The sequence below is a fragment of the Amycolatopsis thermoflava N1165 genome (assembly GCF_000473265.1).
GTDB classification, from domain to species: domain Bacteria; phylum Actinomycetota; class Actinomycetes; order Mycobacteriales; family Pseudonocardiaceae; genus Amycolatopsis_E; species Amycolatopsis_E thermoflava.
The window spans coordinates 633,535-658,123 of the sequence record NZ_KI421511.1; the positions used below are offsets into that span (position 1 = coordinate 633,535).

Sequence of the window (24,589 nt, forward strand, 5' to 3'; positions counted from 1 at the left end):
GTCTTGACATGCCCTGCCCCTCTCGCGCACAGTTTCGGAACGCGTATCGCATCACGATACACAGAGAGGTGAGTTGTGGAACTGCGCGAGATGATCTCCGACCGTCTGGTGTTCGCCCCCGGTGTCTGGGACGGGCTGACCGCCCGCCTCGCCGAACAGGCGGGCTTCTCCGCGCTGTGCGCCTCGGGCTTCGCGATCTCCGCCGCGCTCGGCTACCCCGACGCGGAGCTGTACACGATGTCGGAGAACCTGACCGCCGTCCGGACCATCCGGGAAGCCAGCGGCCTGCCGCTGATCGCCGACATCGACACCGGCTACGGCAACGCCGTCAACGCCGCCCGCACCGCCCGCCGCTTCGCCGCCGCCGGGGTGTCGGCGGTGTTCCTCGAAGACCAGCGCTCGCCCAAACGCTGCCCGCTCATCCCCGGCGCCGAGGTCGAGCTGTCCGACCTCGCCGAGGCCGAGGGCAAGGTCCGCGCTGTCAAGGACGCGGCGGGCGACATGCTCGTCATCGCCCGCACCGACGCCACGGGCGAAGAGGCCCTGCGCCGCGCCGAAGCCTACGTCCGCGCCGGCGCCGACCTGATCATGCCGGTCACCAAGACCTTCGCCAGCGTCGAGGAATGGGCGCGCTGCCACGAAACCGTCGGCGTCCCGCTGATGGCGACCCTCACCGCCTCCGCGTGGACCGAACGCGAATTCACCCCCGAGGTCATGGAGCAGATCGGCGTGCGCATCGCGCTGCTGCCGACCCAGATCCTGATGGCCGTCACCGGAGCCGCACAAGCCACGCTGCGCCGCCTCGCCGCGGGGGAGCCGCCCGCCGAGGTGAGCGCGGACGCCTTGCCACACCACGACTTCGTCGCCCTCATCGGCATGGACGAGATCGAGCGCCAGCAGCACAAGTACCTGCCGGCGGCGGTCTGACATGGGCCACACGATCGCCGAAAAGATCCTCGCCCGGGCGGCCGGCCGCGACAGCGTGCGCGCGGGGGAGAGCCTGCCGGTGCGCCCCGACTACATGATCGCCTACGACTTCCCCGGCTACACCGACGTCATGTTCCGCCAGATGCACGACGACTTCGGCATCCGCGAGCTCGACGAGCCCGGCCGCTACGTCGTGTTCATCGACCACATGCTCACCAAGGGCAACGACAAGGAACAGCAGGTCCACCAGGTCACCCGCGACTGGTGCGAGTTCTACGGCATCGAACTGCACGAGGCGCGCGGCATCGGCCACCAGGTCATGGCCGAACTCGGCTACGCCCTGCCCGGCAACTTCCTCATCCACTTCGACGGCCACATCTCCGGCGCGGGCGCGTTCGGCGCGCTCGGCTGGGGCGTGCGCCGCGACCTGCTGGAAGCGTGGGTGTCCGGGCAGATCTTCCTCGACGTGCCCGCCACCACCCGGTTCGAGCTGACCGGCGAGTTCGCGCCCGGCGTGGACAGCCGCGACCTGGTGCACCAGATCATCGCCGACCACGGCGCCGACGGCTGCGCCCACCAGGTCATGGAGTACGCCGGGCCGGGCGCGCGGGCGATGTCCATCGACCGCAGGCAGGGCCTGTGCGGCATGGCGATGTTCACCGGCGCGGTGTCGGCGGTGTTCGAACCGGACGAGGCGGCGCTGGCCTACGCGCGCCGGGTCGCCCGCACCGGGTTCACCCCGCAGCAGCCGGACGCCGACGCCGACTACGTCGCCGTGCACTCCTACGACCTGTCGCAGGTGCGTCCCCGGGTCGTGCTGCCCGGTTCCGCCCGCGCCGCCAACACCCGCGACGCCGCCGAACTCGCCGGCACCCCGGTGACCAAGGCGTTCATCGGATCCTGCGCCAGCGGCCGGATCGAGGACATCCGCGCGGCCGCGCTCGTCCTCGACGGGCGGCAGGTCGCGCCCGGCGTCGAGCTCAACGTCGTCCCGACCTCCGAGGCGGTGCACCGCCAGGCCGAGGAGGAAGGCCTGTTCGACGTGCTGCGCGCCGCCGGGGCGAAGATCGCCCGGTCCAGCTGCGACTTCTGCTTCGGCTACCAGAAACCGTTGCAGGACGGCGAGAACTGCATCTCCACCGGGGTGCTCAACATCTCCGGCCGGATGGGCAGCACGCAGGCCAACATCTACCTGGGATCGGCCTTCACCGTCGCCGCGAGCGCGGTCGCGGGCGCCATCAGCTCCGCCGAGGAGGTGTCGCGGTCGTGAGCGCCGCGCGGGACTACCCGCCCCCGCCGGACGTCATCCGCGGCCGGGTCGCCTGGGTCTTCGGCGACGACTTCGACATCGACCTGGTGATCGGTGTGGAAAACATCAAGTCCTACGACGCGGACTTCCTGCGCAGCAAGGTGATGCGGGCCTACGACCCCGGGTTCGCCGACCGCGTCCAGCCCGGCGACGTCATCGTCGGCGGCCGCAACTTCGGCTACGGCCACCCGCACTACCCGCCGATGGTCGCGCTGCGCGACCTCGGCATCGCCGCGGTGATCGCCGAATCGTTCTCCCCGGGCTTCTGGCGCGGCGAAACCTACAACGGCGTCCCGCTGATCACCGTGCCCGGCATCGCCACCGCCGTCACCACCGGCGACGCCATCGCCCTGGACTGGCGCGCGGCCACCGTGGACCTCGGCGACGGCCGCGTCCTGCACGGCACCCCGCCCAGCGCGCGGGTCGTCCGCGTCATCGAAGCGGGCGGATCGCTCAAGCTGCTGCTCGCCGAACACGCCCGCACCTGAGAACCGCCCCCCACCGCTCAACGAGGAGCCGACATGGCCGACACCACCACCCGCGCGGGCACCTCCGCCAAAACCAGCACCCCGTCCGCGCGCCGCGCCGCGATCGCCGGCGGCGTGGGCACGCTGATCGAGTACTACGACTTCAGCGTCTACGCCTTCCTCGCGGTCACCCTCGGGCCGCTGTTCTTCCCCAGCGACCAGCCCGCCGTGTCGGTGCTGCTGACCCTGGCCGTGTTCGGCTCGGCCTACGTGATGCGGCCGCTGGGCGGCTGGTTCTTCGGCAGGCTCGGCGACCGCCGCGGACGGCGGCACGCCCTCGTCGTCACCGTCGTGACGATGGGCGTGTTCTCCGGCGTGCTGGGGATCCTGCCCAGCTACGCCTCGGCCGGGGTGATCGCACCGGTGCTGCTGGTGCTCGTCCGGCTTGCGCAGGGCTTCTCGGCAGGCGGCGAGATTGGCGGCGCCGCGACCTACGTCGCCGAGTCCGCGCCGCCGGGCAAGCGCGGCCTGTTCGGCTCGCTCACCCCGGTCGGCTCCACGCTCGGGTTCTCCGTCGCCGCCGCGGTCGTCGGGCTGATGACCGCAGTGACCACCACCGAGCAGATGGCGGCGTGGGGATGGCGGATCCCGTTCCTGATCTCGCTGCCGCTGGCCGTGATCTGCCTGTGGGTGCGGGTGCGGCTGGAGGACACCGCGGAGTTCGCGGAGATGGCGCAGCGCTCAGAGGTCGTGCGCAGCCCGCTGCTCGCCGTGGTGAAGGAAAAGCCGCTGTCCGTGCTGCGGGTCATCGGCATCGCGATCGCCATGAACGGCACCGGCTACATCGGGCTCACCTACTTCTCCACCTACCTGATCCAGACGCAGGGATTCGGCAAGCAGGCCGTGTACTGGGCGTCGGCGATCGGGATCGCGCTGGCGTGCGCCACCTACCCGCTCGCCGGGATGCTCACCGACCGCTTCGGGCGCAAACCCGTGCTCATCACCGCCTACGTCGCCTACCTGGTGCTCGCCTGGCCCGCGTTCGCGCTGCTCGGCGCCACCTCCAGCATCGTGGTCGTCACCGTGATCTACGTGGTCTACATGGCGGTCAACGGGCTGGCGCAGGTGCCGGCGTTCCCGCAGTTCACCGAGCTGTTCCCGCGCCGCATCCGCTACACCGGGGTGGCGCTGGGCTTCAACGTCGGCACGATCATCGCCGGCGGGTCGGCCCCCTACGTCGCGGCGCAGCTCGTGGAGAGCACCGGCAACCCGATGTCACCCGCGTTCTGGGTGCTCGGCGTGGCGGTGGTCGGCCTGATCACGGTGCTGACCCTCCGCGAGACCGGTCGCGATCGGCTGCCCGTCTGATGATCATCCGCAGTCCGTTCCCGGACATCGACATCCCGGACGTCACGCTCACCGAGCTGCTGTTCTCCGGCGAACCGTCCGGCGCGCCCGCCCTGATCGACCCCGAGGGACGGATCACGACCCGGCGGGAGCTGGACGAGTCGGTCCGCCGCATCGCCGCCGGTCTGCACGGCCGCGGCGTCGGCCGGGGCTCGGTGGTCGGGCTGTTCGCGCCCAACTCGCCGGAGTGGGTCGCCGCGTTCCACGGCATCCTGCGCGCCAACGCGGTCGTGACCAGCGCGAACGTGTTGTATACAGCCGATGAACTGGCGCACCAGCTGGCCGATTCCGGCGCCCGCCTGCTGGTCACCACCGCGGACTTGCTCGACGTCGCCGAGACCGCCGCGGCGAAGGCCGGCATCGAGGAGGTCCTGACGCTGGACGACGCGCCGGGGCGCCCGCGCCTCGACACGCTGCCCGGCGGGGAGCCGCCGCCGCTGGTGACCGGGCCCGGCGACATTGCGGTGCTGCCGTACTCCTCCGGCACCACCGGCCGCGCCAAGGGTGTCGTGCTGACGCACCGGAACCTGGTGGCCAACGTGCTGCAGTTCTCCCGCATGGGCCGCACCGCGCCCTCGACGGTGCTGCTGGCGGTGCTGCCGTTGTTCCACATCTACGGGATGACCGTGCTGATGAACCACGCGCTGCATCAGCGGGTTCCGCTGGTCACGATGCCGCGGTTCGACCTGGCCAACATGCTCCGGCTGATCGAGCGGCACCGCGTCACCAAGCTCTATCTCGCGCCACCCACCGCGCTGCTGCTGGCGAAGAGCCCGCTTGTCGACGGGGCCGATCTGTCCAGTGTGGAGCTGGTGTTCAGCGGCGCGGCGCCACTGGACGGCGAGCTGGCGCGCGCGGTCGCGAACCGGCTGGACTGCAAGATCCTGCAGGGCTACGGGATGACCGAGATGTCGCCGGTCTCGCACGCCATTCCCGAGGACCGCCCGGACACCGACCCGGCGAGCGTCGGGTACGCGCTGCCCAACGTCGAATGCCGGCTCGTGGACTCCGCCGGGCGGGACGCCGACCGGGGCGAGCTGTGGGTGCGCGGCCCGAACGTGATGACCGGCTACCTGAACAACCCGGCGGCGACGGCGGCCACCCTCGACGCCGACGGCTGGTTGCACACCGGCGACATCGCGACCGTGACCGCGGACGGCGTGTTCACCATCGTCGACCGGGTGAAGGAGCTGATCAAGTACAAGGGCTACCAGGTGCCGCCCGCCGAACTGGAGGCGCTGCTGCTGACCCACGAGGGAATCGACGACGCCGCGGTGGTCGGCGTGCCGGACGAGGAGGGGGAGGAGATCCCGAAGGCGTTCGTGGTCCGCCGCCCCGGCGCCCGGCTGGACGCCGCCGAGGTCATGGGCTACGTCGCGGCGCGGGTGTCACCGCACAAGAAGGTGCGGCGCGTGGAATTCCTCGACAGCATCCCGAAATCCGCGTCGGGCAAGATCCTGCGAGCGGTCCTGCGCCGACGGCCGGCTGTGCAAGAGGTGCCTTCGGGGACTCAGCCCGGACCGCCGGGATGGGCGAGGTCGTAGGCGCGGGAGACCTTCTGGGGCACCACCATGCGCCACGCGTCCACGACGAACTCGCGGGCCTCGGCCGGTTCCAGCGCGGCGAGCACGGCGCGGACCCAGTTGAACCGCATGTCCGACTGCGCGGGGAGCCGGAACTTCTCCGGCTCGCCCGCGACGAGCGCGGCGCGTTCCTCCTTCGGGAACGCGAACTCCATCACCGTCTCGTCGGCGGAGAACGCGACGTAGACGATTTGCCCGACGCGGCTGCCGCGCACGTAGACCGGATAGGAGCGCTCGAGTTCCGTGCCGAGCGCGCGAACGTCGTCGAGCACCGCCATGACGCACCTCCCCAGCCGGAAACCGACCATCGTAGCCGACCACCGGTGGCCTCGGGTGGAGCGCGCTTCAGGATCCACGCGGCAAACCCGCCGCGCGGAGCACGATCCGGCCGCCCACGCCGCCGTTCGCCAGCCTGTCCAGGGCCTCGCGCACGGAGTCGGCCGTGAGGGGAGCGTCGATGACGGGGATGTGCGGCAGCGCGCCGCGCCGGGCCAGGTCCACGAGCGCGGACAGCTCGGCCGGGGTGCCGACGAAACTGCCGCGAATCGTGATCATCTTCAGGGCCATCAGCGCGGTGGGCACGGTCAGCTCGCCGCCGAACAGTCCTACCTGGACGAGCTGCCCGTTCTTGCGGAGGGCGTCGAAGGCCGCGGTGGCGGTGGCCCCGTTGTTGACGAAGTCGATCGCCGCGGCCACGGGGCCACCGCACGCCCTGACGATGTCCTTGCTCGTGGCGCCGTGAGTGGCCACGACGGTGGTGGTGGCGCCCAGTTCCGCCGCGACCGCCAGGTTCTCCGCCGACAGGTCGACGGCGCAGATGGCCGCGTGGCCCAGGGCTTTCAGGGTCGCGATGGCGGTGAGCCCGACGCCGCCCGCGCCGATCACGACCACCGGCTCGTCCGGGGGCAGCGGGAGTACTTTGTGGACGGCGCTGAAGGCCGTCAGGCCGGAACACGCCAGTGTGGCAGCCCAGCCCGGGTCGAGCCCCTCGATCCCGACCAGGTACTTTTCGTCGGGCACCAGGATGTACTCGGCGTAGCCGCCATGCCGGGCGACACCGAGGTTCCGGCCTGCGGCGCAGTGGTTGTCCCGCCCGTGCCCGCATTCGGTGCACTCGCCGCACCCGATCCACGGGTACACCAGGCGCACGTCGCCCGGGCGGTGCCCGGTCACCTGGTCGCCGATGCGCACCACCGTGCCGACCACCTCGTGCCCCATCACCAGCGGATACGTCATGCCGCGGTCCGCCAGCCGGAGGCTGCCGCGACCGCCGAGGTCGTAGAAGCCCTGACGCAGGTGCGTGTCGGTGTGGCAGACGCCGGACCGTTCGACCCTGAGGAGAACCTCGTGGCCGCCTGGCTCCGGAGTCGGCACTTCCACGTCGGTGACGTCGGAGCCTTCTCCGGTGACCGCGAACGCGTGCATGTTCTTCCACCTCACATCGGGAACTGGCCGGTGGATCTTTGGTACCAGCGCGGCCACGGCCGGAAGGTGTCCCGATTCGGAACACCTCGGTGGTGTCCGTCCTGCCGCATGCTCGCCATGACCCGCCGCACCGAAACGAGGAGACCATGAGCGGTTACCGCACCATCAACCCGGCGACCGGCGAGCTCGTCAAGGAGTTCCCGGCGGCCTCCGACCAGGAGGTGGAGCACGCCCTGGCCCGGGCGCACGCCGCCTACCGGTCGTGGCGCGAGGTGCCAACCGGGCAGCGCGCGGCCCTGCTGCGGCGCATCGCGCAGCTGCACCGGGAGCGGGCGGACGAACTCGCCGCGATCCTGACCCTGGAGGTGGGAAAGCCGATCACCCAGGCGAAGGGCGAGGTCGCGCTGGTCGCGTCCATCTACGAGTACTACGCCGAGCACGGCGCGCGGTTCCTGGCGGATCGGCAGCTGGACGTCGCGGGCGGCGGCGAAGCGGTCGTGCGCACCGAGCCGATCGGTGTGCTGGTGGGGATCATGCCGTGGAACTTCCCCTACTACCAGGTGGCACGGTTCGCCGCGCCGAACCTGGTGCTCGGCAACACGATCCTGCTCAAGCACGCGCGGAACTGCCCGCAGGCGGCCCTGGCGGTCGAGGCCCTCATCGCCGAGGCCGGCGCGCCGGACGGGGCCTACGTCAACCTGTTCGCCGACAGCGGGCAGATCGCGCACCTCATCGGCGACCCACGAGTGCAGGGCGTGTCCCTGACCGGTTCCGAACGTGCCGGTTCCGCGGTCGCTGAGATCACCGGCCGCCACCTGAAGAAGTACGTGCTCGAACTCGGCGGTTCCGACCCGTTCATCGTGCTCGACGGCGAAAACCTGGACAGCACGGTCGACGACGCGGTCGGCGGCCGCCTGTTCAACGGCGGCCAGGCGTGCACCGCGTCCAAACGGTTCATCGTGCTGGCGGACGTCTACGCCGCGTTCCTCGACAAGTTCGTCGCCAGGATGCGGCAGTGGCGGCCGGGGGAGCCCGCCGACCCGGCGACCCGGCTGGGGCCCCTGTCCTCGCACCAGGTGGTGGACGACCTCGAAGAGCAGGTGGCGGACGCGCTGGCGAAGGGGGCGACGTTGCACACCGGCGGCCGCCGCGGTGACGGTCCCGGCGCCTGGTACGAGCCCACGGTGCTCACGGACGTGACGCCCGGGATGCGGGCCTACTCCGAGGAGCTGTTCGGTCCCGTTGCCGTGGTGCACCAGGCCGGATCGGTGGAGGAAGCGGTGGCGCTGGCGAACGAGTCGCCGTACGGGCTGGCGGCCTCGATCTACACCGCCGACGTCCAGCGGGCCCGCGCGCTGGCCCGGGACCTGGAATGCGGCATGGTGTGGATCAACGGCACGAGCAAGAGCTCACCGGATCTGCCGTTCGGCGGCGTGAAGCGGTCGGGCGTCGGGCGGGAGCTGTCCGAGCTGGGCATCAGCGAGTTCGCCAACAAGAAGCTCGTCCGGATCCCGCGCGTCCGCGCGTGAGTCCGGTCCCGGCCGGCAGCTCATCGACGGGCTGCCGGCCGGGTGGTCCGCTCAGGTGATCCCGAACTCCCGCATCTTGCGGTAAAGGGTGTTGCGGCCGATGCCGAGCGCCTGGGCTGCGCGGCTGCGGTTGCCGCCCGCGGCGTGCAGCGCTTCGACCACCGCCGTGCGCTCGGCGGACTCCAGCAGGCTCAGCGAGCGCCGGGGCGTGCGCAGCTCGTCGGGCAGGTCGTCGACGTCGACGGTGCTCCCGCAGGCGCGGCGGGCGAGCAAGCCCACGGTGTTGCGGAGTTCGGCGAGGTTGCCCGGCCAGTGCCAGGACATCAGCCGGTCCCACGCCGGCGCGGCGAACGTGGTCGCCGACTCCGGTTCCGGAAGTTCGGCGAGCACGGTCCGGACCAGCGCGGGCAGGTGTTCGAGGCTGTGCGCGAGGGCCGGCAGCCGCACGGTGGTGGCGACCTGCCGCACCAGGCCGACTGCCGCGTCGCCGGCGGCGTCGAGGTCCACGGTGAACGCGAGCGGGACCCCCGGTGCGGCGAGGGCCCGCACCTGCGCCACCGACGGGACGGGGTCGTGGTGGATCCTGCGGATCACCAGGCCGCGTCCGTCCGCGACAGCCGCCGCGGCGTCCCCGAACCAGCCGGGCTCCAGGTGGGGTTCGACGACGAGCGGATCAGGGGCGCCTTGCCGGCCCAGCACGCGCAGTGCGGTGCGGAGCTTCCCGGTGCCGCTCGGCCCCGTCAGGGCGATCAGTTCGCGGTGCCGGACGGCGGTCTCGAGTTGCCGGTTGACCTGGTCGTCGAAGTGCAGCAGGTCACCGACGACGGGCGGGGTGACCGCGCCGGTGGCGCCGCCGCCTGCCGGCGGGCTCGGGTGCCGGGACAACAGTTTCACGCTGTAGGCGACTTTGCCGGCGTCCCGGATCGGTTCGACCAGGGCGTCGTGCGGGCCGTCGGCGAGTGGCACCCGCATGCGCCGGGTCCGGTCCGGGCCGTGTTCGCTCAGGTACCGCCACAGCAACGGGTGCAACTCCGGCCCGGTGTGGCTGAGCCCGAGGCGGTTGGCGAGCACGGTGTCCTCGTCGACGACGAGTGTGGCGGTGTTCGCGCGGTCCAGGGACAGGTAGGCGTGCACGAGCCGGCGGCGCCGGTCCCCGGCCTCGTCCAGGAGCCGCGCCTCGATCTGGCGTCCGATGTCCCCGGCCATCACCGCCATCAGCGGGTGGACGTCGCGCGTCGAGCAGGCCAGTGAGAACGAGCCGATGACGCGGCCGGTGCCGGGCTCGATGATCGGGGTGCCGGCGCAGGTGAGGTCCTCGAGCAGGGCGTTGTAGTGCTCGGGGCCGCGAACCAGCACGGGGCGCCGTTCGACGAGCACCGTGCCGATGCCGTTCGTGCCGATCGATCGTTCCGAGTAGTCGAACCCTTCGGCGGCCCGTGCCCGGTCCATCACCTCGCGCTGACGGCGCACCGCGGCGTGGCGCACCACGATCCGGCCGGTGGCGTCGGACAGCACCATGGCAACCGGCACGTCGGCAAGGCTGTCCTTCAGTCGTTCCAGCACCGGCTCGGCGGCGCGGCTCAGCGTCGTCCGGTTGTCCTCCGGTTCGCGGTAGTCGACGTGGTCGGGCGTGACCGGCACCGCCTCGCCCACACATCGCCGCCAGCTCTGCTCGATGTGCCGCGGCACGCCGCTGCGACCCGGCGGCGCGGCCAGCAGCCCGCCGCGGACGAGCGCCTCCCGGGTGCGGCGGATCCGTTCCCGCTGGTCCCGCGACAGGTCCGGCAAGTGGGGGATGTCGTCTCGACGCATCGTTGCCTCGTAGTCCGTCCCGAGCTGTCCGGACACACCGTAGCCGCCGCCGCGACCGCGTGCGGTGTTCCGTTCTGGAACACCCGTGATCGTTCCGAAACGGAACAACCGGCGGCGCCGCCCGCTCGCCACAGTGAGTCCCACCCCACAGCGGCCGCCGCACGGCCCCTGACGAGTTCGAGGAGGAACCAGATGACAACGGCGCCATCGACCCGCCCGCCGGGCACCTCGGCGGGAGCGGACGCCCTGCGCGCGCTCTACGCGGACTGGGCGGGCATCATCGCCACCACGCCAGGCCTGACCACGCGCCTGTTCCGCAGCATCTTCGACGAGTGGCACCAGCCCACGCGGGAGCCCGAGGACGTCACCTACCGCGAGGACACCGTTGGCGGCGTGCCCGGGATCTGGGCGCTGCCGGCCGGCGCGGACCGCTCCCAGGTGATGCTGTACACCCACGGTGGCGGCTTCGCCGTCGGCTCGGCGTCCAGCCACCGCAAGCTGGCCGCGCACGTGGCCAAGGCCGCCGGCGTCACCGCCTTCGTCCTCGACTACCGGCGGGCGCCCGAGCACCCCCACCCCGCCCAGGTCGAGGACGGTGTCGCGGCGTTCACGGCACTGACCGAGCGGGGCATCCGCCCGCAGGACATCACCACGATCGGCGACTCGGCTGGCGGGAACCTCGCCATCGCCATCCCGCTGGCGCTGCGGGAGCGGGGCCTGCCCCTGCCGGGGCGGGTGATCGCGTTCTCACCGTGGCTGGACATGGAGAACTCCGGCGAGACGCTGGTGACCAACGACGCGACCGACGCCCTGATCAGCGTGCCGCTGCTCGACGGCATGATCGCCGGCGTGCTCGCGGACGGCGAGATCGATCCGCGCACGCCGCTGGCGAACCCGCTGTACGCCGACTTCACCGGCTTCCCCCGGCTCTACGTCAACGCCGGCTCGGCCGAATCCCTGCTCGACAACGCCACCCGGGTCGCGGCGAAGGCCGAGGCGGCGGGCGTCGACGTCACCCTGTCGATCGGCGAGGGCATGCAGCACGTCTTCCCGTTCCTGGCCGGCAACGCGCCCGAGGCCGACGCGGAGATCGCCGCCATCGCGAAGTGGTACCGCGGCTGAGCCGCGCCCGTCCCCGACTCCAAGGAGCGACCATGAGCACCACCCGTACCCCGGACGTCGACGCGATCGTCATCGGCGCCGGATTCGGCGGCATCTACATGCTGCACAAGCTGCGCAACGAACTCGGCCTGTCCGTCACGGCCTTCGAGAAGGGCGGCGGCGTCGGCGGCACCTGGTACTTCAACCGGTACCCGGGCGCCAAGTCCGACACCGAGGGGTTCGTCTACCGCTACTCCTTCGACAAGGATCTGCTGCGGGAGTGGAACTGGACGACCCGCTACCTGGAGCAGGCGGACGTGCTCGCCTACCTCGAGCACGTCGTCGAGCGTTTCGACCTCGGCCGCGACATCCGGCTGAACACCGAGGTGACCGGCGCGGTCTTCGACGAGGAGAGCGACCTGTGGACGGTCACCACCGCCACCGGGGAGACCACCACGGCGCGCTACCTGGTCAACGCGCTCGGCCTGCTGGCCAGGAGCAACATCCCCGACATCCCGGGCCGGGACGGCTTCGCCGGCCGCCTGGTGCACACCAACGCCTGGCCGGACGACCTGGACATCACCGGCAAGCGCGTCGGGGTGATCGGCACCGGGTCGACCGGCACCCAGTTCATCATCGCGGCCGCGAAGACGGCGAGTCACCTCACCGTCTTCCAGCGTTCGCCGCAGTATTGTGTGCCGTCCGGCAACGGTCCGGTGGACCAGACCGAAGTGGACCGCACCAAGGAGAACTTCGACGCCATCTGGGACCAGGTCCGCAACTCCGTCGTCGCGTTCGGGTTCGAGGAGAGCGGCGTCGAGGCGATGAGCGTGTCCGAAGAGGAACGTCGCAAGGTGTTCCAGGAAGCCTGGGATAAGGGCAACGGCTTCCGGTTCATGTTCGGCACGTTCTGCGACATCGCCACGAACCCGGAAGCGAACGCGGCCGCCGCGGCGTTCATCCGAGCCAAGATCGCCGAGATCGTCGACGACCCGGAGACCGCGCGCAAGCTCACCCCGACCGACCTCTACGCCAAGCGCCCGCTGTGCAACGAGGGCTACTACGAGACCTACAACCGGGACAACGTCGAACTGGTTTCGATCAAGGAGAACCCGATCCGCGAGATCACCCCGGCCGGTGTGCGCACCGCGGACGGGATCGAGCACCCACTCGACGTCCTGGTGTTCGCCACGGGGTTCGACGCGGTCGACGGCAACTACCGGGCGATGGACCTGCGCGGCCGCGGTGGGCGGCACATCAGCGAGCACTGGACCGGCGGGCCGACCAGCTACCTCGGCGTGTCCACCGCCGGTTTCCCGAACATGTTCATGATCCTGGGGCCGAACGGGCCGTTCACCAACCTGCCGCCGAGCATCGAAACCCAGGTCGACTGGATCGGCGAGCTGATCCGCCACGCCGAGCGAACCGGGGTGCGGACGGTCGAGCCGACCGCGGCCGCGGAGGAGGCGTGGACGGCCACGTGTGCGGAGATCGCGGACATGACCCTGTTCCCGAAGGCCGATTCGTGGATCTTCGGGGCGAACATCCCCGGCAAGCGCAACGCCGTGATGTTCTATCTCGCGGGGCTCGGCGCCTACCGGGCGAAGCTGCGTGAGGTCGCCGACGCCGGATACACCGGCTTCGAGCTGACCCGGGAGAACGCGACGGCGGCCGTCTGAGCAGCCCTCACCCGGTGGGGGTGCCGGCCGGGACCGGCACCCCCGCTGTCCTGCCGGGTTGGTTCAGGGTGGCCCGTGGGCTGTGCCGCGCCTACCGTGGAACGACAACGTCACGCACTCGTCGACGAGGACGGACCGATGGCGGAGCTGGAGCGCTTCAAGCTGGTGATCGGTGGCAAGCCGGTCGACGCGACGTCCGGGGCGACGTTCCGGTCGGTGAACCCCTACACCGGCCAGGCGTGGGCCGAGCTGGCCGACGCCGCGCCGGTGGACGTGGACGCGGCGGTCGCGGCCGCCCGGTCGGCGTTGACGGGGGAGTGGGGCGCCACGACCGGGTTCGCCAGGGCCCGGCTGATGCGGCGGGCCGCGGAGGTGATCGCCGGCAACGCCGAACGCCTGGCCCGGCTGGAGGTCAGCGACTCCGGCAAGCTGTACCGCGAGATGATCGGCCAGATGACCGGGCTGAGTTCCTGGTTCCACTACTACGCGGGCCTGGCCGACAAGGTCGAGGGACGGCAGATCCCCGCGCCCAACCCGGACTACCTCGTCTACACCCGTAAGGAGCCCATCGGGGTGGTCGCCGCGATCACGCCGTGGAACTCGCCCCTGCTGCTGCTCACCTGGAAACTCGCGCCCGCGCTCGCCGCCGGCTGCACGGTGGTCGTCAAACCGTCCGAACACGCCCCCGCTTCCACGGTCGCGTTCGCGGAGCTGTTCGACCAGGCCGGGTTCCCGCCCGGCGTGGTCAACGTCGTCACCAGCCAGGACCCGCAGGTGGGTGCCGCGCTGGCCGGGCACCCCGGTGTCGACAAGGTCGCGTTCACCGGCTCCACCGCCACCGGGCGCCGCGTCGCGCACGCCGCGGCGGACAACCTCAACCCGGTGACGCTGGAACTGGGTGGGAAGTCGCCGCAGATCGTCTTCGCCGACGCCGACCTGGTTGCCGCGGCCAACGGTGTCGTCGCCGGGATCTTCGCCGCGACGGGGCAGACCTGCATGGCCGGCTCGCGTCTCGTCGTGCACGAGTCGGTGCACGACGAACTGGTGCGGCTGGTGGCCGACAGCGCCGCGACGATCGCACTCGGCGACCCGATGGACCCCGGCACCGAGATGGGCCCGGTCGCCAACGCACCTCAATACGCCAAGGTCATGCACTACCTGAAGACCGCGCAGGAGGAAGGCGCGACCATCGCCTACGGCGGCGCCGCCGACGCGGGGCTCGGCGGGTTGTTCGTCAAACCGACCGTGCTGACCGGGGTCGGTCCGGAGTCCACGGTCGTGCGCGAGGAGGTCTTCGGCCCGGTGCTGTCCACCCTGACCTTCCACGACGAGGACGAGGCGGTCGAACTGGCCAACGACACCGCGTTCGGCCTCGCGGGCGCGGTGTGGACCAAGGACGTGCACCGGGCGCACCGCGTCGCGGCCAGGGTCCGGGCCGGCACGGTGTGGATCAACGCCTACCGGGTCGTGGCGCCCAGTGTCCCCTTCGGCGGTTACGGCCAGTCCGGCATCGGCCGGGAGAACGGTGTGGACGCGATCGAGGCCTACACCCAGACGAAGTCGGTGTGGGTCGAGCTGAGCGGCGGCACGCGCGACCCGTTCACGCTCGGCTGAGCCTGTCTGCCCCGCTGCCTGGTCAGTCCTCCGCGCGGAGTCCCGCGAAGGCGGCGTCGATCGCGGCGGTGGCGGTCGCGGGGTCGGTTCCCGTGCGCGCCAGGAGCGAGGTGCCCTGGGCGAGGACGAGCAGGAGTTGCGCTTGCGCTTCGGGTGGGGAGGCGGTGCTGACTTCCCCGCGTTCCTGGGCTTGCCGGAGCGGTTCGATCAGCAAGTCGGCGAACCGGGCGAACGCGTCGGTGACGAGGGCGGTGGCTTCGGCGTCGTGGGGGACGAGTTCGGCGATGGTGTTGCCCATCATGCAGCCGTGCGGGGCCTGCGGGTCGGACGCCACGGTTCCGAGTTGCGCGGGCATCACCAGGACCTCCCGCAACGCGGGGAGCAGCGGGATCTGCGTGAGCGCTGACCGGAGGGTCTTTTCGTACTCGGCCCAGTACAGCTTCACCGTCTCGAAGTACAGCCGGCGCTTGTCGCCGAACGCGGCATAGAGGCTCCCGCGTTCGAGTCCGACGCCGTCGACGAGCGCCTGGATCGAGGTTCCGCCGTAGCCGGACGCCCAGAAGATGCTCTGCGCCGTGGCCAGCGCTTCCGCCGGGTCGAAGGCTCTGGGCCGCCCTGTCCTTGCCATGTCCCCAGTCTATGACTTCTTGACTGCACGTTCAAGAAGTCGTAGAGTCGCGGACGACTTCTGGAACGCTTGCACGGAAATCGGGGCGTTCCCCGGCACAGACAGGAACCACCATGAAAGACCTGCGCACCTACGGCGCCTACGCGGTCGTCACCGGAGCGTCCTCCGGCATCGGCGAGCAGTTCGCGCGGCAGCTGGCCGCCGCGGGCGTGAACCCCGTCCTGGTCGCGCGCCGGAAGGACCGCCTCGAGGCGCTGGCCGCGGAGCTCTCCGGCGCCTACGGCGTCGACAGCTTGGTCGTCGCGCTCGACCTCCTTGAAGACGGCGCCGTCGACGAGCTGTCGCGACAGGTCAGCGGCCTGGACATCGGGATCGTCGTCGCGAACGCCGGCATCTTCCACGCCGGCCCGTTCGTGGGCAACGAGCTGTCCGACGAGCTGGACGTCCTGGCCCTGGACGGGGCGCTGCCGCTGCGGCTGGCGCACCGGTTCGGGCGGGAGTTCGTCGGCCGCCGTCGCGGCGCCCTGATCCTGGTGGCGTCGAGCCTCGCGGCCAGCCCGGTGCCCTTCCAGGCCAACTACGCCGCGGTGAAGGCGTATGTGCTGTCGCTCGGGCAGGCGCTCAACCACGAGTGGAAGAAGCACGACGTCGACGTCCTCGTCGTCTCGCCGGGCCCGACGCGCACCGAGGGTCTGGACAACGCGGTCGGCATCGACTTCGGCAAGCTCGGCGGGCGCAAGATGGACCCCGCCGTGGTCGCGCGCACAGCACTGCGGCAGCTTGGCCGGAAGGCGCACGTGATCCCCGGCTTGATGAACAACCTCGCCGACCTGGCGGGGAAGTACCTGCTTCCGCGGTCGGCGTCGGTCCGGCTGTACGGGCGGATCATCGAGCAGGCCCTCACCGGACCGGGGACCGCGGCATGAGCCGGGCCGTCCTCCGCGACGCGTTCGGCGGGCCGGAAGTGCTTCAGGTGCGCGAGGTTCCCGAACCGCACGCAGGTCCCGGCGAGATCCGCGTCGCCGTCCGCGCGGCCGGCCTGAACCCGATGGACTGGCAGATCGCGGGTTCCGCCCGCCACGCGGCCATGTTCGGCATCACCGGGCCGTCCGGCTTCGGCTGCGACCTCGCCGGCGTCGTGGACGAGGTCGGGCAGGGCGTCACCGAGTTCGCCCCGGGCGACCGCGTGTACGGCGGGGTGCTCGTGGGTGCGGTCGCCGACTACGTCGTGCTGCGCGTGCCGCTGGCGCCGCCGAACCTGTTGCTGCGCACCCCCGACGGCATCGACGACACCACTGCGGCGGCGTTGCCCACCCCCGGGCTCACCGCGGCCGCTGCCCTCGATGCGATTCGGGTCGGCCCGTCGGACACCGTCCTGATCGGCGGCGCCGCCGGCGGTGTTGGCGTCCTGGCCGTGCAGCTGGCCCGGCTGGCCGGGGCGACCGTGATCGGCACCGCGTCCCCGGGAACGTTCGACTTCCTGGAGCGTCTGGGCGCCGTGCCGGTGACCTACGGCGCCGGCCTCGCGGACCGGGTACGCGCGCTCGCCCCGGACGGCATCACCGCCGCGACCGACCTGCACGGCACGGAAACCGCCGAGACGGCCCTCGCGCTCGGCGTGCCCCCGGCGCGAATCTCGACCATCGCCGCGGACCGTCAGCTCCCGGGCGTGCACGCGACGGGCGCCTTCGGCGCGGACCCGGCCGCACTGGAGCGCATCGCCGACTTGGTCGCCGCCGGAGCGGTCACCGTGCCCATCGCGGAGTCGTTCCCGCTCGACCGGATCCGGGAGGCTGTCGCGCTGCAGGCGGGCGGCCACGTGCACGGGAAGATCGTGGTGACGCTGTAACGACGGGGCATGAGCGCCGTTGCCTGTCCGCTTTGCCCTGAAACGCAGATCGTCCGGGTCTCCATCACTAGTGTGCGGTTCATGGTGCCCGTCCAGGAGCTGGCTCTGGGCCTGAGGCGCGTGTTGGCGCTGATCACCGCCGCGCGGGAGGTGCTTGCCCGGGCACACGAGCTGGTCGGCGAGGCCACGCAGGTGTGGAAGGCTGCCTTGGACGGCACCGCCGACCCCGAACTCGCGCAACTACCCTCGCAGGGTGAGGCGGCAACTTCGGCGATTACGGAGCGGATCGCGACGTTGCGACAAGCCGAGCACGTGCTACGTACCTATCTCGGCAGTCTCGGTGTCGGTGAGGACTCGCCCGCCCCTCCGGCCGTACAGCCACATCGGAGGAGCCCCGAACTCGGTGTGCGGGTGGAGCAGGCGAGGCAGCGTGTCGGTCGGGCGACGGCCGCTGGGAGTGAGGCGCGCGGCGAGTGGGCGCGCTCTGATGGCTGGTCAGTCCGGGTCACCAGCGGCTTGAGCGACGAGCATCATGACGCCGTGGTGCGCTTCGCGCGGAGCAGTAGACTCCCGCCCGCCGTGACCCGGCTGGCGCGGCACGTCGAGGTCAAGGTGGCGGTCGCGATGCGTGAACAGGGGTTGCGGGACGAGACGGTGGTGATCGACCGCCAGATATGTGGGACGCGACCATTCGACCAGGCGCAGCCGTTCACCTGTGACAAGTACCTTGCGCGTTTCCTCCCTCCGGGAGCGCGGTTGCGCGTGGTGCAGGCGGACGGCACGGTAGCTACCTACACCGGGAAGGACGAGGGATCCGAATGACGCTCATGGCGGCTGTGCCCACGTTTCGCGATGGTGTGCCGGGTGGTGAGACCGTCGACGTCACAGGTGATGAGGACGTGACACGCCTGGTCGAACTGCTGGCGCAGCCGTGGGCGGACACGGGCAGCATTCAGACCGATGACGCGGTTCTGGACGTGCACGTGCACGAGGGCTGGGGGTATCTGCTCTACTCCGGCGCGGCTGGATATCTCGTCACCGATGGGGATCCGGAATCGCCCTCCGCGCCGTCGGAGACGGGGTTTCCCGCTGGGAGCGGGCTTCCTCTCGAGCGGATCACCGAAGCCGTTCGCGAATTCGTTCGGACCCGGCGGCTGCCAGGTGCTGTGCCCTGGCGTGACATGGGTGCATGACACCTGGTGGAAAAGGGGCTGCCGCCCCCTGGAAGGCAGGAGGCGGCAGCCCCAGGATCGAGGTCAGCGGCTGCTGTTCCGGCGGCGGCGCAGCGCGAAACGGCCACCGGCGAGCGCCAGCGCTCCCGCCGCCAGCGGCGCCGCGAACATCGGCACCACCACGGTCGTCACCGTGTTCGAGTTGTCGTTGTCCGGGTTCGGATCCTCCTCGTTGCCCCGCACCTTCGCGGTGTTGAACAGGGTCTGCACACTGCCGTCGGCAGTGCCGGACACCGTGATCGTCGTGCTGTCACCCACACCGAGCGAGCCGCCGGTGCAGGTCAACACCATGTTGGCCACCGCGCAGCCGGGCGAACTCGTCGTCACGTTCGTCAGGCCCGCCGGAATCGAATCCGTCACGGTGTAACCGCTCGACGTGCCCGGGCCGTTGTTCAGCACCGTGAGCGTGTAGGTGACGGTCTCACCGTTGTTCACCTGCGCCGGACCGTCCTTGACGATCCCCAGGTCCGTCGGCTGCGCGACGCACGAGGCCGCGTCGTTGCCGCCGGAGGCCGGGCCCGTCTGGGTGGAGATGATCTGGAAGGCCGGGTTCGCGGAGGCGGGGTTGGTCACCTGCAGCCGGTAGAGCGTGCCGTTGTTCTCGTACATGCCGAGGTCGCCGTTGCCGTAGGCGAACACGCCGCCGAAGGTCCCGGCGGGCAGGCCGGCGTTGAAGTTCTCGACCGCGCCGGTGTTCGGGTTGACCCGCGTCACGGTGCCGTTGGTCGCGACACCCCACAGATAGCCGTCGGCGAACACGAAGTCGGCGTAGGAGGTGCTGCCGTTGAGGTCGATGCGCTTGACCACGCTGTTCGTCACAGGGTCGACGACCCAGATGTACGGTGCGGTCCCCAGCGCCACGTAGAAGTTGCCCTGGTCGTCGAACGTACCGACGTTGTAGCCGGTGATCGTCACCCCGTTGACGACCGTGCCAGGTGCGGGCAGCCCGGCCGGCGGGCCGAACCCGGTCGCGGTGCCGTCGGAGTTGATCCGCCACAGCCCGCCGTTGGTGCCCCGGATGCCGTAGAGGTAGTTGTCGACCGTGTTGTAACCGATCGCGTTGTAGTTGTCGATCGCCGGAGCACCGATCGGGCTGAAGGTGATGTTGCCCTCGCCGAAAGTGCCGCCGTAGAGCTGCCCCTGCGTGTTGTTGTTCACCGCCTGCGCCAGGAAAACCTGGCCGGTGCAGACGAACGGCGCGGCCGACGCCGTGCCCGCGCCGGTGAACACCAACCCGCCCGCCATCGCGGACGCGGCCAGGGTCAGCATCCCCGCGCGCTTCAACTGTTGAACGACCACTGATCTTCCTTCCGGTGTGCGGAACGGTCATCCGGAAGGACAGGACGATCTAGAGCGAACATGTCGCGTTCCCCCGCGGAGGGGAGGCCCCGACGGGGTGTCCTTTGCGGTTGTCGCGGCTCTGCCGCCCGGGGCAAGGGGCATCCCGGCCGTGCCCGTTCATTAAGTTCCCCGCGCGGTGCCCGCGCGCTCGTGCACCGCATCGGGGAGCGGATCCAAGCGGACACCCGGCTCCTGAACAGTCTGCGGCGCGCGGGGGTGCGGCCCGGCGCGGTCGTGAGTGACGTCGTCACCCAACGGGTGTTCGTCGGCGCCGGCAGGGAGACCGCCGAACTCCGTCAGCAGGCCGCCTCGCGCGTCTAAGTGGTCAAGTGGTGAACCGAGCCTGCCCCGGCTCGTCGGGTCCGGCCTCGACGAGGTGGCCTGATTGGTTTCGGACCCAGTGTCGCGAACGAAGGGAGACCCTTCTCGGCGGCGGAGACATGGGGTGGCCGGGTCATGGCAGGCAGGCAGCACAAGGGGCGGGCCGCTGGCGCTGCCCCGGGAGCGGGGTGCGATCCGGGGCGATCACTCGGTCGTCCATCGCCGTTGGTTTCGCCGTGGGCAGCTGACGCCGAGGAGCCGGTTGTTGCCCGGCTCCTCGGCGAGAGCCTCAACGCCCGATGCGCTACACGGATTGTTCGATGTGCTCGAAGATGTCCGCGTCGGTGGCTTTCTGCCAGTCGGGAAGGTCGTGCCAGTCGGCGACGTAGGAGGGTTTCGGGTCGGGAAAGTGCTTGAAGATCTGGCCGATCCAGCAGAGCGCGACGAATCGTCCTTTTTGGTCGCGGGTCAGCTTGCTGGTAGCGCCGCCGGTCGCCGTGACGAAGGCACGGACTTGGTCGTACACCGCGGCAGCCGCCTCCCGTTCCCAGTCCGGGGTGTCCTCCCAGGGCGCGATATAGCCGGGCTTGGGCTGGCCGGGGTAGTGCTTGTTGACGCCGGCGATCCAGGCTTCCCGGAAGGTGCGGCCTCCGTCGTGTGTCATTCGTGCTCCTTGCTCACGTCAGGGTGCTGAGTGCGTGGATGTCGGCGGTCAACTGCCGGATCCGCGGGTGCGCAGGCGTGCGGGAGAGGTGTTGCTGGAGTACCTGCAGTTTGCGGATCACGACGGCGGAGCCGGTTTGGCGGGCGATGGACACGGCGGTGCCGGCGTAGGCGGCGACTTGGTCCGGATCTTGCCGCTTCAGCCCGAGAAGTGCGAGGTCGGTGACCACGGCGGCTTCGCGCCGCAGGGTCAGGCCCGACTGGAGCGCGTCGGTCAGCGCCCTTTCGGCGAGGTCGGTCCGGCCGAGGGAGAGGTAGCAGGTGCCGCGCAGTTCGGGCAGGCGTGAGCCATCGAACCGCAGCCAACCCCGGTTGGACGGGGGCTGCGGGAGCTGCAGCACTTCGGTTGCGGTGTCGAGCGCCCGCTGGCAGGCGTCGAGATCGCCCAGCCCAGCGTGAGTTTCTGCTTGCACAGCGGCGATCCAGTGCCGGGTGGGCAGACTGGGATCACCTCGCCGGGCAAGCGTTGCGGCGAGGTCGAGGAGAGGGGCCGCGTCGCTGAACCGGCGTTCGTAGACGGCGATGTAGGCGTGCCGGGTCAGCGCGCACGCCCACAGGTCGATCGCGCTCGATTCTTTGCCGGCGGTGGCCGCCAAGGTGTAGCAGTGTGCGGCGTCGCCATAGCGGTCCGCGTCGAAGAGGATTTCGCCGGCCAGCTGGAAGAGGTCAGCCGCGAGTGCGCAGAGGTGCTGCCGGGTGTGAGGGGTCTGTGCCTGCGTCAAGGCTTCGGACAGGATCTCGAGCTGCGCACGAACCGGCGGCAGCACCGTGCCCTTGCTCGGAGCGAGCGCGTAGGCCCGCCACAGGTACCGGTTGAGCTGGGAGTAGGCTGCGACCGTGGCCGAGTTGGCGGTGGTGCGGCCGACGGATTCGGTGACAGCGTCCGCGGGTTCCGGGAGACTCAGGAAGGCTCCGGCCATGCTGAACAGCCGCAGCAAACTTCGCCGGTTCATATCGTCTTCCTCTGACGGATCGCCGGGCGGCACGTGCACCACCCGCTGCTCAGAAGGGGCCGGCCTCTGGCTGTTCCGGCGGATGTCCGGAGACAGCAAGGCTCCGAGTTCCTCGAGCGTGACACCAAGGGCCTTGGCGATGCGCCCTCGACGCCAGGGCTGCGGGGTCAACTCGCCGCGTTCCCACCGTCCCACGGTGGTGAACTCGACACCCACCGCCGTCGCGAACGCTTCCTGGGTGTAGCCCATCAGGCAGCGTTGCGCGATGAACGCATCCCGTCGCTCACCCATATCGGCTTCCCCTCTCGTCCTCGGGAGCCACGATAACGAGCAACCGAAGGTCACTGATCACCGACCGGGCATCGGCACCTGATCGGACCAACGGCCGCGCTGACGTTGTTTTCGCAGCTCAGCGCAGTGTCGCCGCGTTGACGCCGTGTCGACGCATCCTGTACGCGCTGGGTGCGGAGAGGGGCGCCCGCTCTACTGGATCCGTCAGCGGCCGAGCAGCGGCCGGTGACAACTGACCGAATGGAGGAGCGCATGACCGCGGTGATGAATGGTCCGGTGACCGGCCGCTCGCTCGTCTCGCACGAGCTGTTCAACCGCCTTGCCCGTCGCCTCGCCGTCGAGGAGAAGCTGGATCCGGGACTGTCGGAGCGCATCGTGGATCAGGCTCTGGCATTCCTGGCGGCCTGCGCGACCAACTGCGGTGCACCGCTGGCTCCCAGTGAACTGGTCGACCTGGGCTGGCACACCTTCGTCCTGCACACCAAGGACTACGCCGAGTTCTGTGACCGCGTGGCGGGACGTTTCCTCCACCACGTCCCGACCGACGAGAGCGACCCGAGCGCCGGCGGCCCTGCCGCCCGGGACACCCTGGTTCGTACGATGTCCGCGATCAGGGGAGCGGGCTACACCCTGGACGTTGACCTCTGGCCCCACTCGGATGCCGATCACGTCAACTGCTCACAATGCAAGAATGGCTGCTACGACGACCCGCCGCCGGCGCAGTGCTAGAGGGGGATTCGATGGTTAGTCGGCCGTGGGGTGAGTTGCCCGTCGCGGCGCGCGCGGCGATCGAACGGCGAACGGGGCCGGTCGTGCGTGCCGAAATCCCGTCGGCGGGCCGCAACTCCGATTTCTCGGCGACGCTGCATCTGCGCGATGGCGGCCGGGTTTTCTGCAAGGGCATCGCCGACGCTGGTGGCCGCCGGGGCGCGATGCACCGCCACGAGGCCGAGGTCAACGCATGCCTACCCGCCGTGATCGCGCCGCGGTTGCTGTGGCGGGTCGAGGTCGGGGAGTGGCTGCTGCTGGGGTTCGAGTGCGTTGCCGGTCGGCACACCGACCTCGCGCCGGGGTCGCCCGATCCGGCGACGATCGTGCCCGTGCTCGACGTCATGGCCGAGGAGCTGGCGGCGTGCCCGGTGAAAGCGCCGCTGCTGGCCGAGCAGTGGGGGCGGCTGGCGGCGTGGCGCAGGCTGGCGAAGGACCTTCCGCCCGGTCTGGACCCGTGGGCCCAGGACCATCTCGACGAGCTGGTGGCGGGGGAGGCGCGCGCGATCGAGCTGGTCGCCGGTGACCACCTGGTGCACACCGACCTGCACTCGCTCAACATCCTTGTCGGCGACGGCGGCGCTCGGGTGGTGGACTGGGCCTGGTCGCGGCGGGGCAACCCGGCCGTGGACACGGCGTTCCTCATACCCCGGCTCATCGCCGCGGGCCACGAGCCGGAAGCTGCGGAACGGTGGGCCGAGGCGGTGCTGTGCTGGCGGGCCACGCCAGCCGCGGCACGGACCGCGTTCGCCATCGCCATCTGGGGTATCTGGCAACTGCTCGAACGGGACCATCCACTGCCGCACCGACCGGCCCTCACCGCTGCCGCGCGGGCGTGGGCGCTCCACCGTCTCGACCAGCGCGACCATGGCCCGACCGGCGGTGGCCAAGGTTGACCAACCTGGGTTGGTCAAGTACCGTTGACCTGGTGGAGCGGACGGTGAAGGTGCAGGAGGCCAAGACGCGGCTGTCCGCGATCCTGGCGGACGTCGAGCGGGGCGAGGAGGTCGTCATCGCACGAGGGGATGTGCCGGTGGCCCGGCTGGTGCCGTTCCAGGAGCCGCCGGAAAGGGAGTTGGGGTTCGTCCCCTACCGGGTTCCGGACTCGTTCGACGAGCCGCTTCCCGAGGACGAACTCGCGGCATGGGAGGCGTGACGCCGCGACGGTTGATGCTCGACACGCACGTGCTGCTGTGGGCGTTGACCGATCCGGACCGGCTCTCCGATCAGGTCCGCGCCGCGGTCGCCGATCGCCGCACGGAGCTGTTCGTCTCCGCGGCCTCGGCGTGGGAGATCGCGACCAAGCAACGACTGGGCAAGCTGCCGCAAGCCGAGGTGCTGGTGCGCGCGTACCGGCAGCACCTCGCGCGACTGGCCGTGGACAGTGTCCCTGTGACGGACGAGCACAGTCTTCTCGCGGGCTCGATGGAGTGGAAGCACCGCGACCCGTTCGACCGGATGATCGCCGCGCAGTGCATGACGGAATCGCTGCCGCTGGTGACCGCCGACGAGGCCTTCCAGACCGTGGCTGGGGTTCAGGTGCTGTGGTGATCGTGCCGAACCGAGTTCGCCGAGCATCGCGCCGGATCAGGGCGCACAACTGAGGGGTTCTGAGAGAACCTCCCACCCA

The 24,589-nt window shown here is 70.7% G+C and carries 25 protein-coding genes; 18 read left to right on the forward strand and 7 right to left on the reverse strand.

Features of this window, described 5'->3' with window-relative positions:
* The first annotated feature begins 75 nt into the window (after nucleotides 1–75).
* The 5 genes from AMYTH_RS0103215 to AMYTH_RS43625 are packed head-to-tail and all read left to right on the forward strand — an operon-like array spanning nucleotide 76 to nucleotide 5,654.
* Nucleotides 76–927: an isocitrate lyase/PEP mutase family protein gene (locus AMYTH_RS0103215; RefSeq protein WP_027929090.1), complete on the forward strand. Its 852-nt coding sequence runs from the start codon at nucleotides 76–78 to the stop codon at nucleotides 925–927.
* A 1-nt stretch (nucleotide 928) separates the two neighbouring features.
* The gene (locus AMYTH_RS0103220) at nucleotides 929–2,197 is read left to right on the forward strand and encodes a 3-isopropylmalate dehydratase large subunit (RefSeq protein ID WP_027929091.1); all 1,269 of its coding nucleotides are present in this window, start codon (nucleotides 929–931) and stop codon (nucleotides 2,195–2,197) included.
* Nucleotides 2,194–2,724: a 3-isopropylmalate dehydratase small subunit gene (locus AMYTH_RS0103225; protein WP_027929092.1), complete on the forward strand. Its 531-nt coding sequence runs from the start codon at nucleotides 2,194–2,196 to the stop codon at nucleotides 2,722–2,724. The genes AMYTH_RS0103220 and AMYTH_RS0103225 overlap by 4 nt, the downstream gene beginning before the upstream one ends.
* Before the next feature lie 33 nt (nucleotides 2,725–2,757).
* Nucleotides 2,758–4,071 carry an MFS transporter gene (locus AMYTH_RS0103230; protein ID WP_027929093.1) on the forward strand — a complete coding sequence of 438 codons (1,314 nt, stop codon included), beginning with the start codon at nucleotides 2,758–2,760 and terminating at the stop codon, nucleotides 4,069–4,071.
* Complete coding sequence (locus AMYTH_RS43625) at nucleotides 4,071–5,654, forward strand: AMP-binding protein (RefSeq protein WP_037322184.1); 1,584 nt, start codon at nucleotides 4,071–4,073, stop codon at nucleotides 5,652–5,654. Before AMYTH_RS0103230 ends, AMYTH_RS43625 begins: the two co-directional genes overlap by 1 nt.
* Here AMYTH_RS43625 and AMYTH_RS0103240 read toward each other — a convergent pair.
* Together AMYTH_RS0103240 and AMYTH_RS0103245 are read right to left on the reverse strand one after the other, a co-directional pair.
* On the reverse strand, nucleotides 5,621–5,971 hold the full coding sequence (locus AMYTH_RS0103240) for a hypothetical protein (RefSeq protein WP_027929094.1): 351 nt from the start codon (nucleotides 5,969–5,971) through the stop codon (nucleotides 5,621–5,623). The genes AMYTH_RS43625 and AMYTH_RS0103240 overlap by 34 nt on opposite strands.
* A 67-nt stretch (nucleotides 5,972–6,038) precedes the next feature.
* Nucleotides 6,039–7,118 carry an alcohol dehydrogenase gene (locus AMYTH_RS0103245; protein ID WP_027929095.1) on the reverse strand — a complete coding sequence of 360 codons (1,080 nt, stop codon included), beginning with the start codon at nucleotides 7,116–7,118 and terminating at the stop codon, nucleotides 6,039–6,041.
* 146 nt (nucleotides 7,119–7,264) lie between these two features.
* Here AMYTH_RS0103245 and AMYTH_RS0103250 point away from each other — a divergent pair, with 146 nt between their 5' ends.
* Nucleotides 7,265–8,647, forward strand: a complete 1,383-nt coding sequence (locus AMYTH_RS0103250) for an NAD-dependent succinate-semialdehyde dehydrogenase (RefSeq protein WP_027929096.1) — start codon at nucleotides 7,265–7,267, stop codon at nucleotides 8,645–8,647.
* Between the two features lie 51 nt (nucleotides 8,648–8,698).
* Here the strand turns inward: AMYTH_RS0103250 and AMYTH_RS0103255 are convergent, their stop codons facing one another.
* The gene (locus AMYTH_RS0103255; RefSeq protein WP_027929097.1) at nucleotides 8,699–10,459 is read right to left on the reverse strand and encodes a sigma-54-dependent Fis family transcriptional regulator; all 1,761 of its coding nucleotides are present in this window, start codon (nucleotides 10,457–10,459) and stop codon (nucleotides 8,699–8,701) included.
* Nucleotides 10,460–10,651: 192 nt separating this feature from the next.
* On the opposite strand from AMYTH_RS0103255, the gene AMYTH_RS0103260 reads away from it, so the two are divergent.
* From AMYTH_RS0103260 to AMYTH_RS0103270, 3 genes are all read left to right on the forward strand, one after another.
* A complete protein-coding gene (locus AMYTH_RS0103260; RefSeq protein WP_027929098.1) occupies nucleotides 10,652–11,581 on the forward strand; it encodes an alpha/beta hydrolase in 930 nt (309 codons plus the stop codon).
* Between the two features lie 32 nt (nucleotides 11,582–11,613).
* Entirely contained in the window at nucleotides 11,614–13,239 is a 1,626-nt protein-coding gene (locus tag AMYTH_RS0103265) for a flavin-containing monooxygenase (RefSeq protein ID WP_027929099.1), read from the forward strand.
* A 138-nt stretch (nucleotides 13,240–13,377) separates the two neighbouring features.
* A complete protein-coding gene (locus AMYTH_RS0103270) occupies nucleotides 13,378–14,853 on the forward strand; it encodes an aldehyde dehydrogenase (RefSeq protein WP_027929100.1) in 1,476 nt (491 codons plus the stop codon).
* Between the two features lie 22 nt (nucleotides 14,854–14,875).
* Here the strand turns inward: AMYTH_RS0103270 and AMYTH_RS0103275 are convergent, their stop codons facing one another.
* Nucleotides 14,876–15,481 carry a TetR/AcrR family transcriptional regulator gene (locus AMYTH_RS0103275; RefSeq protein ID WP_027929101.1) on the reverse strand — a complete coding sequence of 202 codons (606 nt, stop codon included), beginning with the start codon at nucleotides 15,479–15,481 and terminating at the stop codon, nucleotides 14,876–14,878.
* Nucleotides 15,482–15,594: 113 nt separating this feature from the next.
* Between AMYTH_RS0103275 and AMYTH_RS0103280 the strand changes: the two genes are divergently transcribed.
* From AMYTH_RS0103280 to AMYTH_RS0103295, 4 genes are all read left to right on the forward strand, one after another.
* Nucleotides 15,595–16,407, forward strand: coding sequence for an SDR family NAD(P)-dependent oxidoreductase (locus AMYTH_RS0103280; protein ID WP_027929102.1), 813 nt, complete (start codon nucleotides 15,595–15,597; stop codon nucleotides 16,405–16,407).
* Nucleotides 16,404–17,330: an NADP-dependent oxidoreductase gene (locus AMYTH_RS0103285; protein ID WP_027929103.1), complete on the forward strand. Its 927-nt coding sequence runs from the start codon at nucleotides 16,404–16,406 to the stop codon at nucleotides 17,328–17,330. The genes AMYTH_RS0103280 and AMYTH_RS0103285 overlap by 4 nt, the downstream gene beginning before the upstream one ends.
* Nucleotides 17,331–17,411: 81 nt before the next feature.
* A complete protein-coding gene (locus AMYTH_RS0103290; RefSeq protein WP_167344564.1) occupies nucleotides 17,412–18,152 on the forward strand; it encodes a DddA-like double-stranded DNA deaminase toxin in 741 nt (246 codons plus the stop codon).
* On the forward strand, nucleotides 18,149–18,523 hold the full coding sequence (locus AMYTH_RS0103295) for an Imm1 family immunity protein (protein ID WP_027929105.1): 375 nt from the start codon (nucleotides 18,149–18,151) through the stop codon (nucleotides 18,521–18,523). Before AMYTH_RS0103290 ends, AMYTH_RS0103295 begins: the two co-directional genes overlap by 4 nt.
* Nucleotides 18,524–18,586: 63 nt before the next feature.
* On the opposite strand, the gene AMYTH_RS0103300 is transcribed toward AMYTH_RS0103295, so the two are convergent.
* Nucleotides 18,587–19,861, reverse strand: coding sequence for a DUF6923 family protein (locus AMYTH_RS0103300; RefSeq protein ID WP_027929106.1), 1,275 nt, complete (start codon nucleotides 19,859–19,861; stop codon nucleotides 18,587–18,589).
* A 192-nt stretch (nucleotides 19,862–20,053) separates the two neighbouring features.
* Here AMYTH_RS0103300 and AMYTH_RS47605 point away from each other — a divergent pair, with 192 nt between their 5' ends.
* On the forward strand, nucleotides 20,054–20,224 hold the full coding sequence (locus AMYTH_RS47605; RefSeq protein ID WP_209440736.1) for a hypothetical protein: 171 nt from the start codon (nucleotides 20,054–20,056) through the stop codon (nucleotides 20,222–20,224).
* 304 nt (nucleotides 20,225–20,528) lie between these two features.
* On the opposite strand, the gene AMYTH_RS0103310 is transcribed toward AMYTH_RS47605, so the two are convergent.
* Together AMYTH_RS0103310 and AMYTH_RS0103315 are read right to left on the reverse strand one after the other, a co-directional pair.
* Nucleotides 20,529–20,888, reverse strand: a complete 360-nt coding sequence (locus AMYTH_RS0103310; RefSeq protein ID WP_027929107.1) for a hypothetical protein — start codon at nucleotides 20,886–20,888, stop codon at nucleotides 20,529–20,531.
* Between the two features lie 13 nt (nucleotides 20,889–20,901).
* Nucleotides 20,902–22,191: a helix-turn-helix domain-containing protein gene (locus AMYTH_RS0103315; RefSeq protein WP_037322187.1), complete on the reverse strand. Its 1,290-nt coding sequence runs from the start codon at nucleotides 22,189–22,191 to the stop codon at nucleotides 20,902–20,904.
* Nucleotides 22,192–22,443: 252 nt separating this feature from the next.
* Between AMYTH_RS0103315 and AMYTH_RS0103320 the strand changes: the two genes are divergently transcribed.
* Genes AMYTH_RS0103320 through AMYTH_RS0103335 form a run of 4 tightly spaced genes read left to right on the forward strand, consistent with a single transcriptional unit; the run spans nucleotide 22,444 to nucleotide 24,510 of the window.
* Nucleotides 22,444–22,920, forward strand: coding sequence for a glycine-rich domain-containing protein (locus AMYTH_RS0103320; protein WP_027929109.1), 477 nt, complete (start codon nucleotides 22,444–22,446; stop codon nucleotides 22,918–22,920).
* A gap of 11 nt (nucleotides 22,921–22,931) precedes the next feature.
* Nucleotides 22,932–23,855, forward strand: a complete 924-nt coding sequence (locus tag AMYTH_RS43635) for an RIO1 family protein (protein ID WP_051362493.1) — start codon at nucleotides 22,932–22,934, stop codon at nucleotides 23,853–23,855.
* A 32-nt stretch (nucleotides 23,856–23,887) separates the two neighbouring features.
* Complete coding sequence (locus tag AMYTH_RS0103330) at nucleotides 23,888–24,115, forward strand: type II toxin-antitoxin system Phd/YefM family antitoxin (RefSeq protein ID WP_027929110.1); 228 nt, start codon at nucleotides 23,888–23,890, stop codon at nucleotides 24,113–24,115.
* Nucleotides 24,103–24,510 (forward strand): type II toxin-antitoxin system VapC family toxin, encoded by a 408-nt coding sequence (locus AMYTH_RS0103335; RefSeq protein ID WP_027929111.1) that lies wholly within the window; start codon nucleotides 24,103–24,105, stop codon nucleotides 24,508–24,510. The genes AMYTH_RS0103330 and AMYTH_RS0103335 overlap by 13 nt, the downstream gene beginning before the upstream one ends.
* The last annotated feature ends 79 nt before the right edge of the window (nucleotides 24,511–24,589 follow it).

What these genes read in the sequence shown, in the direction of transcription:
- AMYTH_RS0103220 (WP_027929091.1), top strand. Translation starts at nt 929, where the DNA reads ATGGGCCACACGATCGCCGAAAAGATCCTCGCCCGGGCGGCCGGCCGC.
- AMYTH_RS0103230 (WP_027929093.1), top strand. Translation starts at nt 2,758, where the DNA reads ATGGCCGACACCACCACCCGCGCGGGCACCTCCGCCAAAACCAGCACC.
- AMYTH_RS43625 (WP_037322184.1), top strand. Translation starts at nt 4,071, where the DNA reads ATGATCATCCGCAGTCCGTTCCCGGACATCGACATCCCGGACGTCACG.
- AMYTH_RS0103240 (WP_027929094.1), bottom strand. Translation starts at nt 5,971, where the DNA reads ATGGCGGTGCTCGACGACGTTCGCGCGCTCGGCACGGAACTCGAGCGC.
- AMYTH_RS0103245 (WP_027929095.1), bottom strand. Translation starts at nt 7,118, where the DNA reads ATGCACGCGTTCGCGGTCACCGGAGAAGGCTCCGACGTCACCGACGTG.
- AMYTH_RS0103250 (WP_027929096.1), top strand. Translation starts at nt 7,265, where the DNA reads ATGAGCGGTTACCGCACCATCAACCCGGCGACCGGCGAGCTCGTCAAG.
- AMYTH_RS0103255 (WP_027929097.1), bottom strand. Translation starts at nt 10,459, where the DNA reads ATGCGTCGAGACGACATCCCCCACTTGCCGGACCTGTCGCGGGACCAG.
- AMYTH_RS0103260 (WP_027929098.1), top strand. Translation starts at nt 10,652, where the DNA reads ATGACAACGGCGCCATCGACCCGCCCGCCGGGCACCTCGGCGGGAGCG.
- AMYTH_RS0103265 (WP_027929099.1), top strand. Translation starts at nt 11,614, where the DNA reads ATGAGCACCACCCGTACCCCGGACGTCGACGCGATCGTCATCGGCGCC.
- AMYTH_RS0103270 (WP_027929100.1), top strand. Translation starts at nt 13,378, where the DNA reads ATGGCGGAGCTGGAGCGCTTCAAGCTGGTGATCGGTGGCAAGCCGGTC.
- AMYTH_RS0103275 (WP_027929101.1), bottom strand. Translation starts at nt 15,481, where the DNA reads ATGGCAAGGACAGGGCGGCCCAGAGCCTTCGACCCGGCGGAAGCGCTG.
- AMYTH_RS0103280 (WP_027929102.1), top strand. Translation starts at nt 15,595, where the DNA reads ATGAAAGACCTGCGCACCTACGGCGCCTACGCGGTCGTCACCGGAGCG.
- AMYTH_RS0103285 (WP_027929103.1), top strand. Translation starts at nt 16,404, where the DNA reads ATGAGCCGGGCCGTCCTCCGCGACGCGTTCGGCGGGCCGGAAGTGCTT.
- AMYTH_RS0103290 (WP_167344564.1), top strand. Translation starts at nt 17,412, where the DNA reads ATGGTGCCCGTCCAGGAGCTGGCTCTGGGCCTGAGGCGCGTGTTGGCG.
- AMYTH_RS0103295 (WP_027929105.1), top strand. Translation starts at nt 18,149, where the DNA reads ATGACGCTCATGGCGGCTGTGCCCACGTTTCGCGATGGTGTGCCGGGT.
- AMYTH_RS0103310 (WP_027929107.1), bottom strand. Translation starts at nt 20,888, where the DNA reads ATGACACACGACGGAGGCCGCACCTTCCGGGAAGCCTGGATCGCCGGC.
- AMYTH_RS0103315 (WP_037322187.1), bottom strand. Translation starts at nt 22,191, where the DNA reads ATGGGTGAGCGACGGGATGCGTTCATCGCGCAACGCTGCCTGATGGGC.
- AMYTH_RS0103320 (WP_027929109.1), top strand. Translation starts at nt 22,444, where the DNA reads ATGACCGCGGTGATGAATGGTCCGGTGACCGGCCGCTCGCTCGTCTCG.
- AMYTH_RS43635 (WP_051362493.1), top strand. Translation starts at nt 22,932, where the DNA reads ATGGTTAGTCGGCCGTGGGGTGAGTTGCCCGTCGCGGCGCGCGCGGCG.
- AMYTH_RS0103335 (WP_027929111.1), top strand. Translation starts at nt 24,103, where the DNA reads ATGGGAGGCGTGACGCCGCGACGGTTGATGCTCGACACGCACGTGCTG.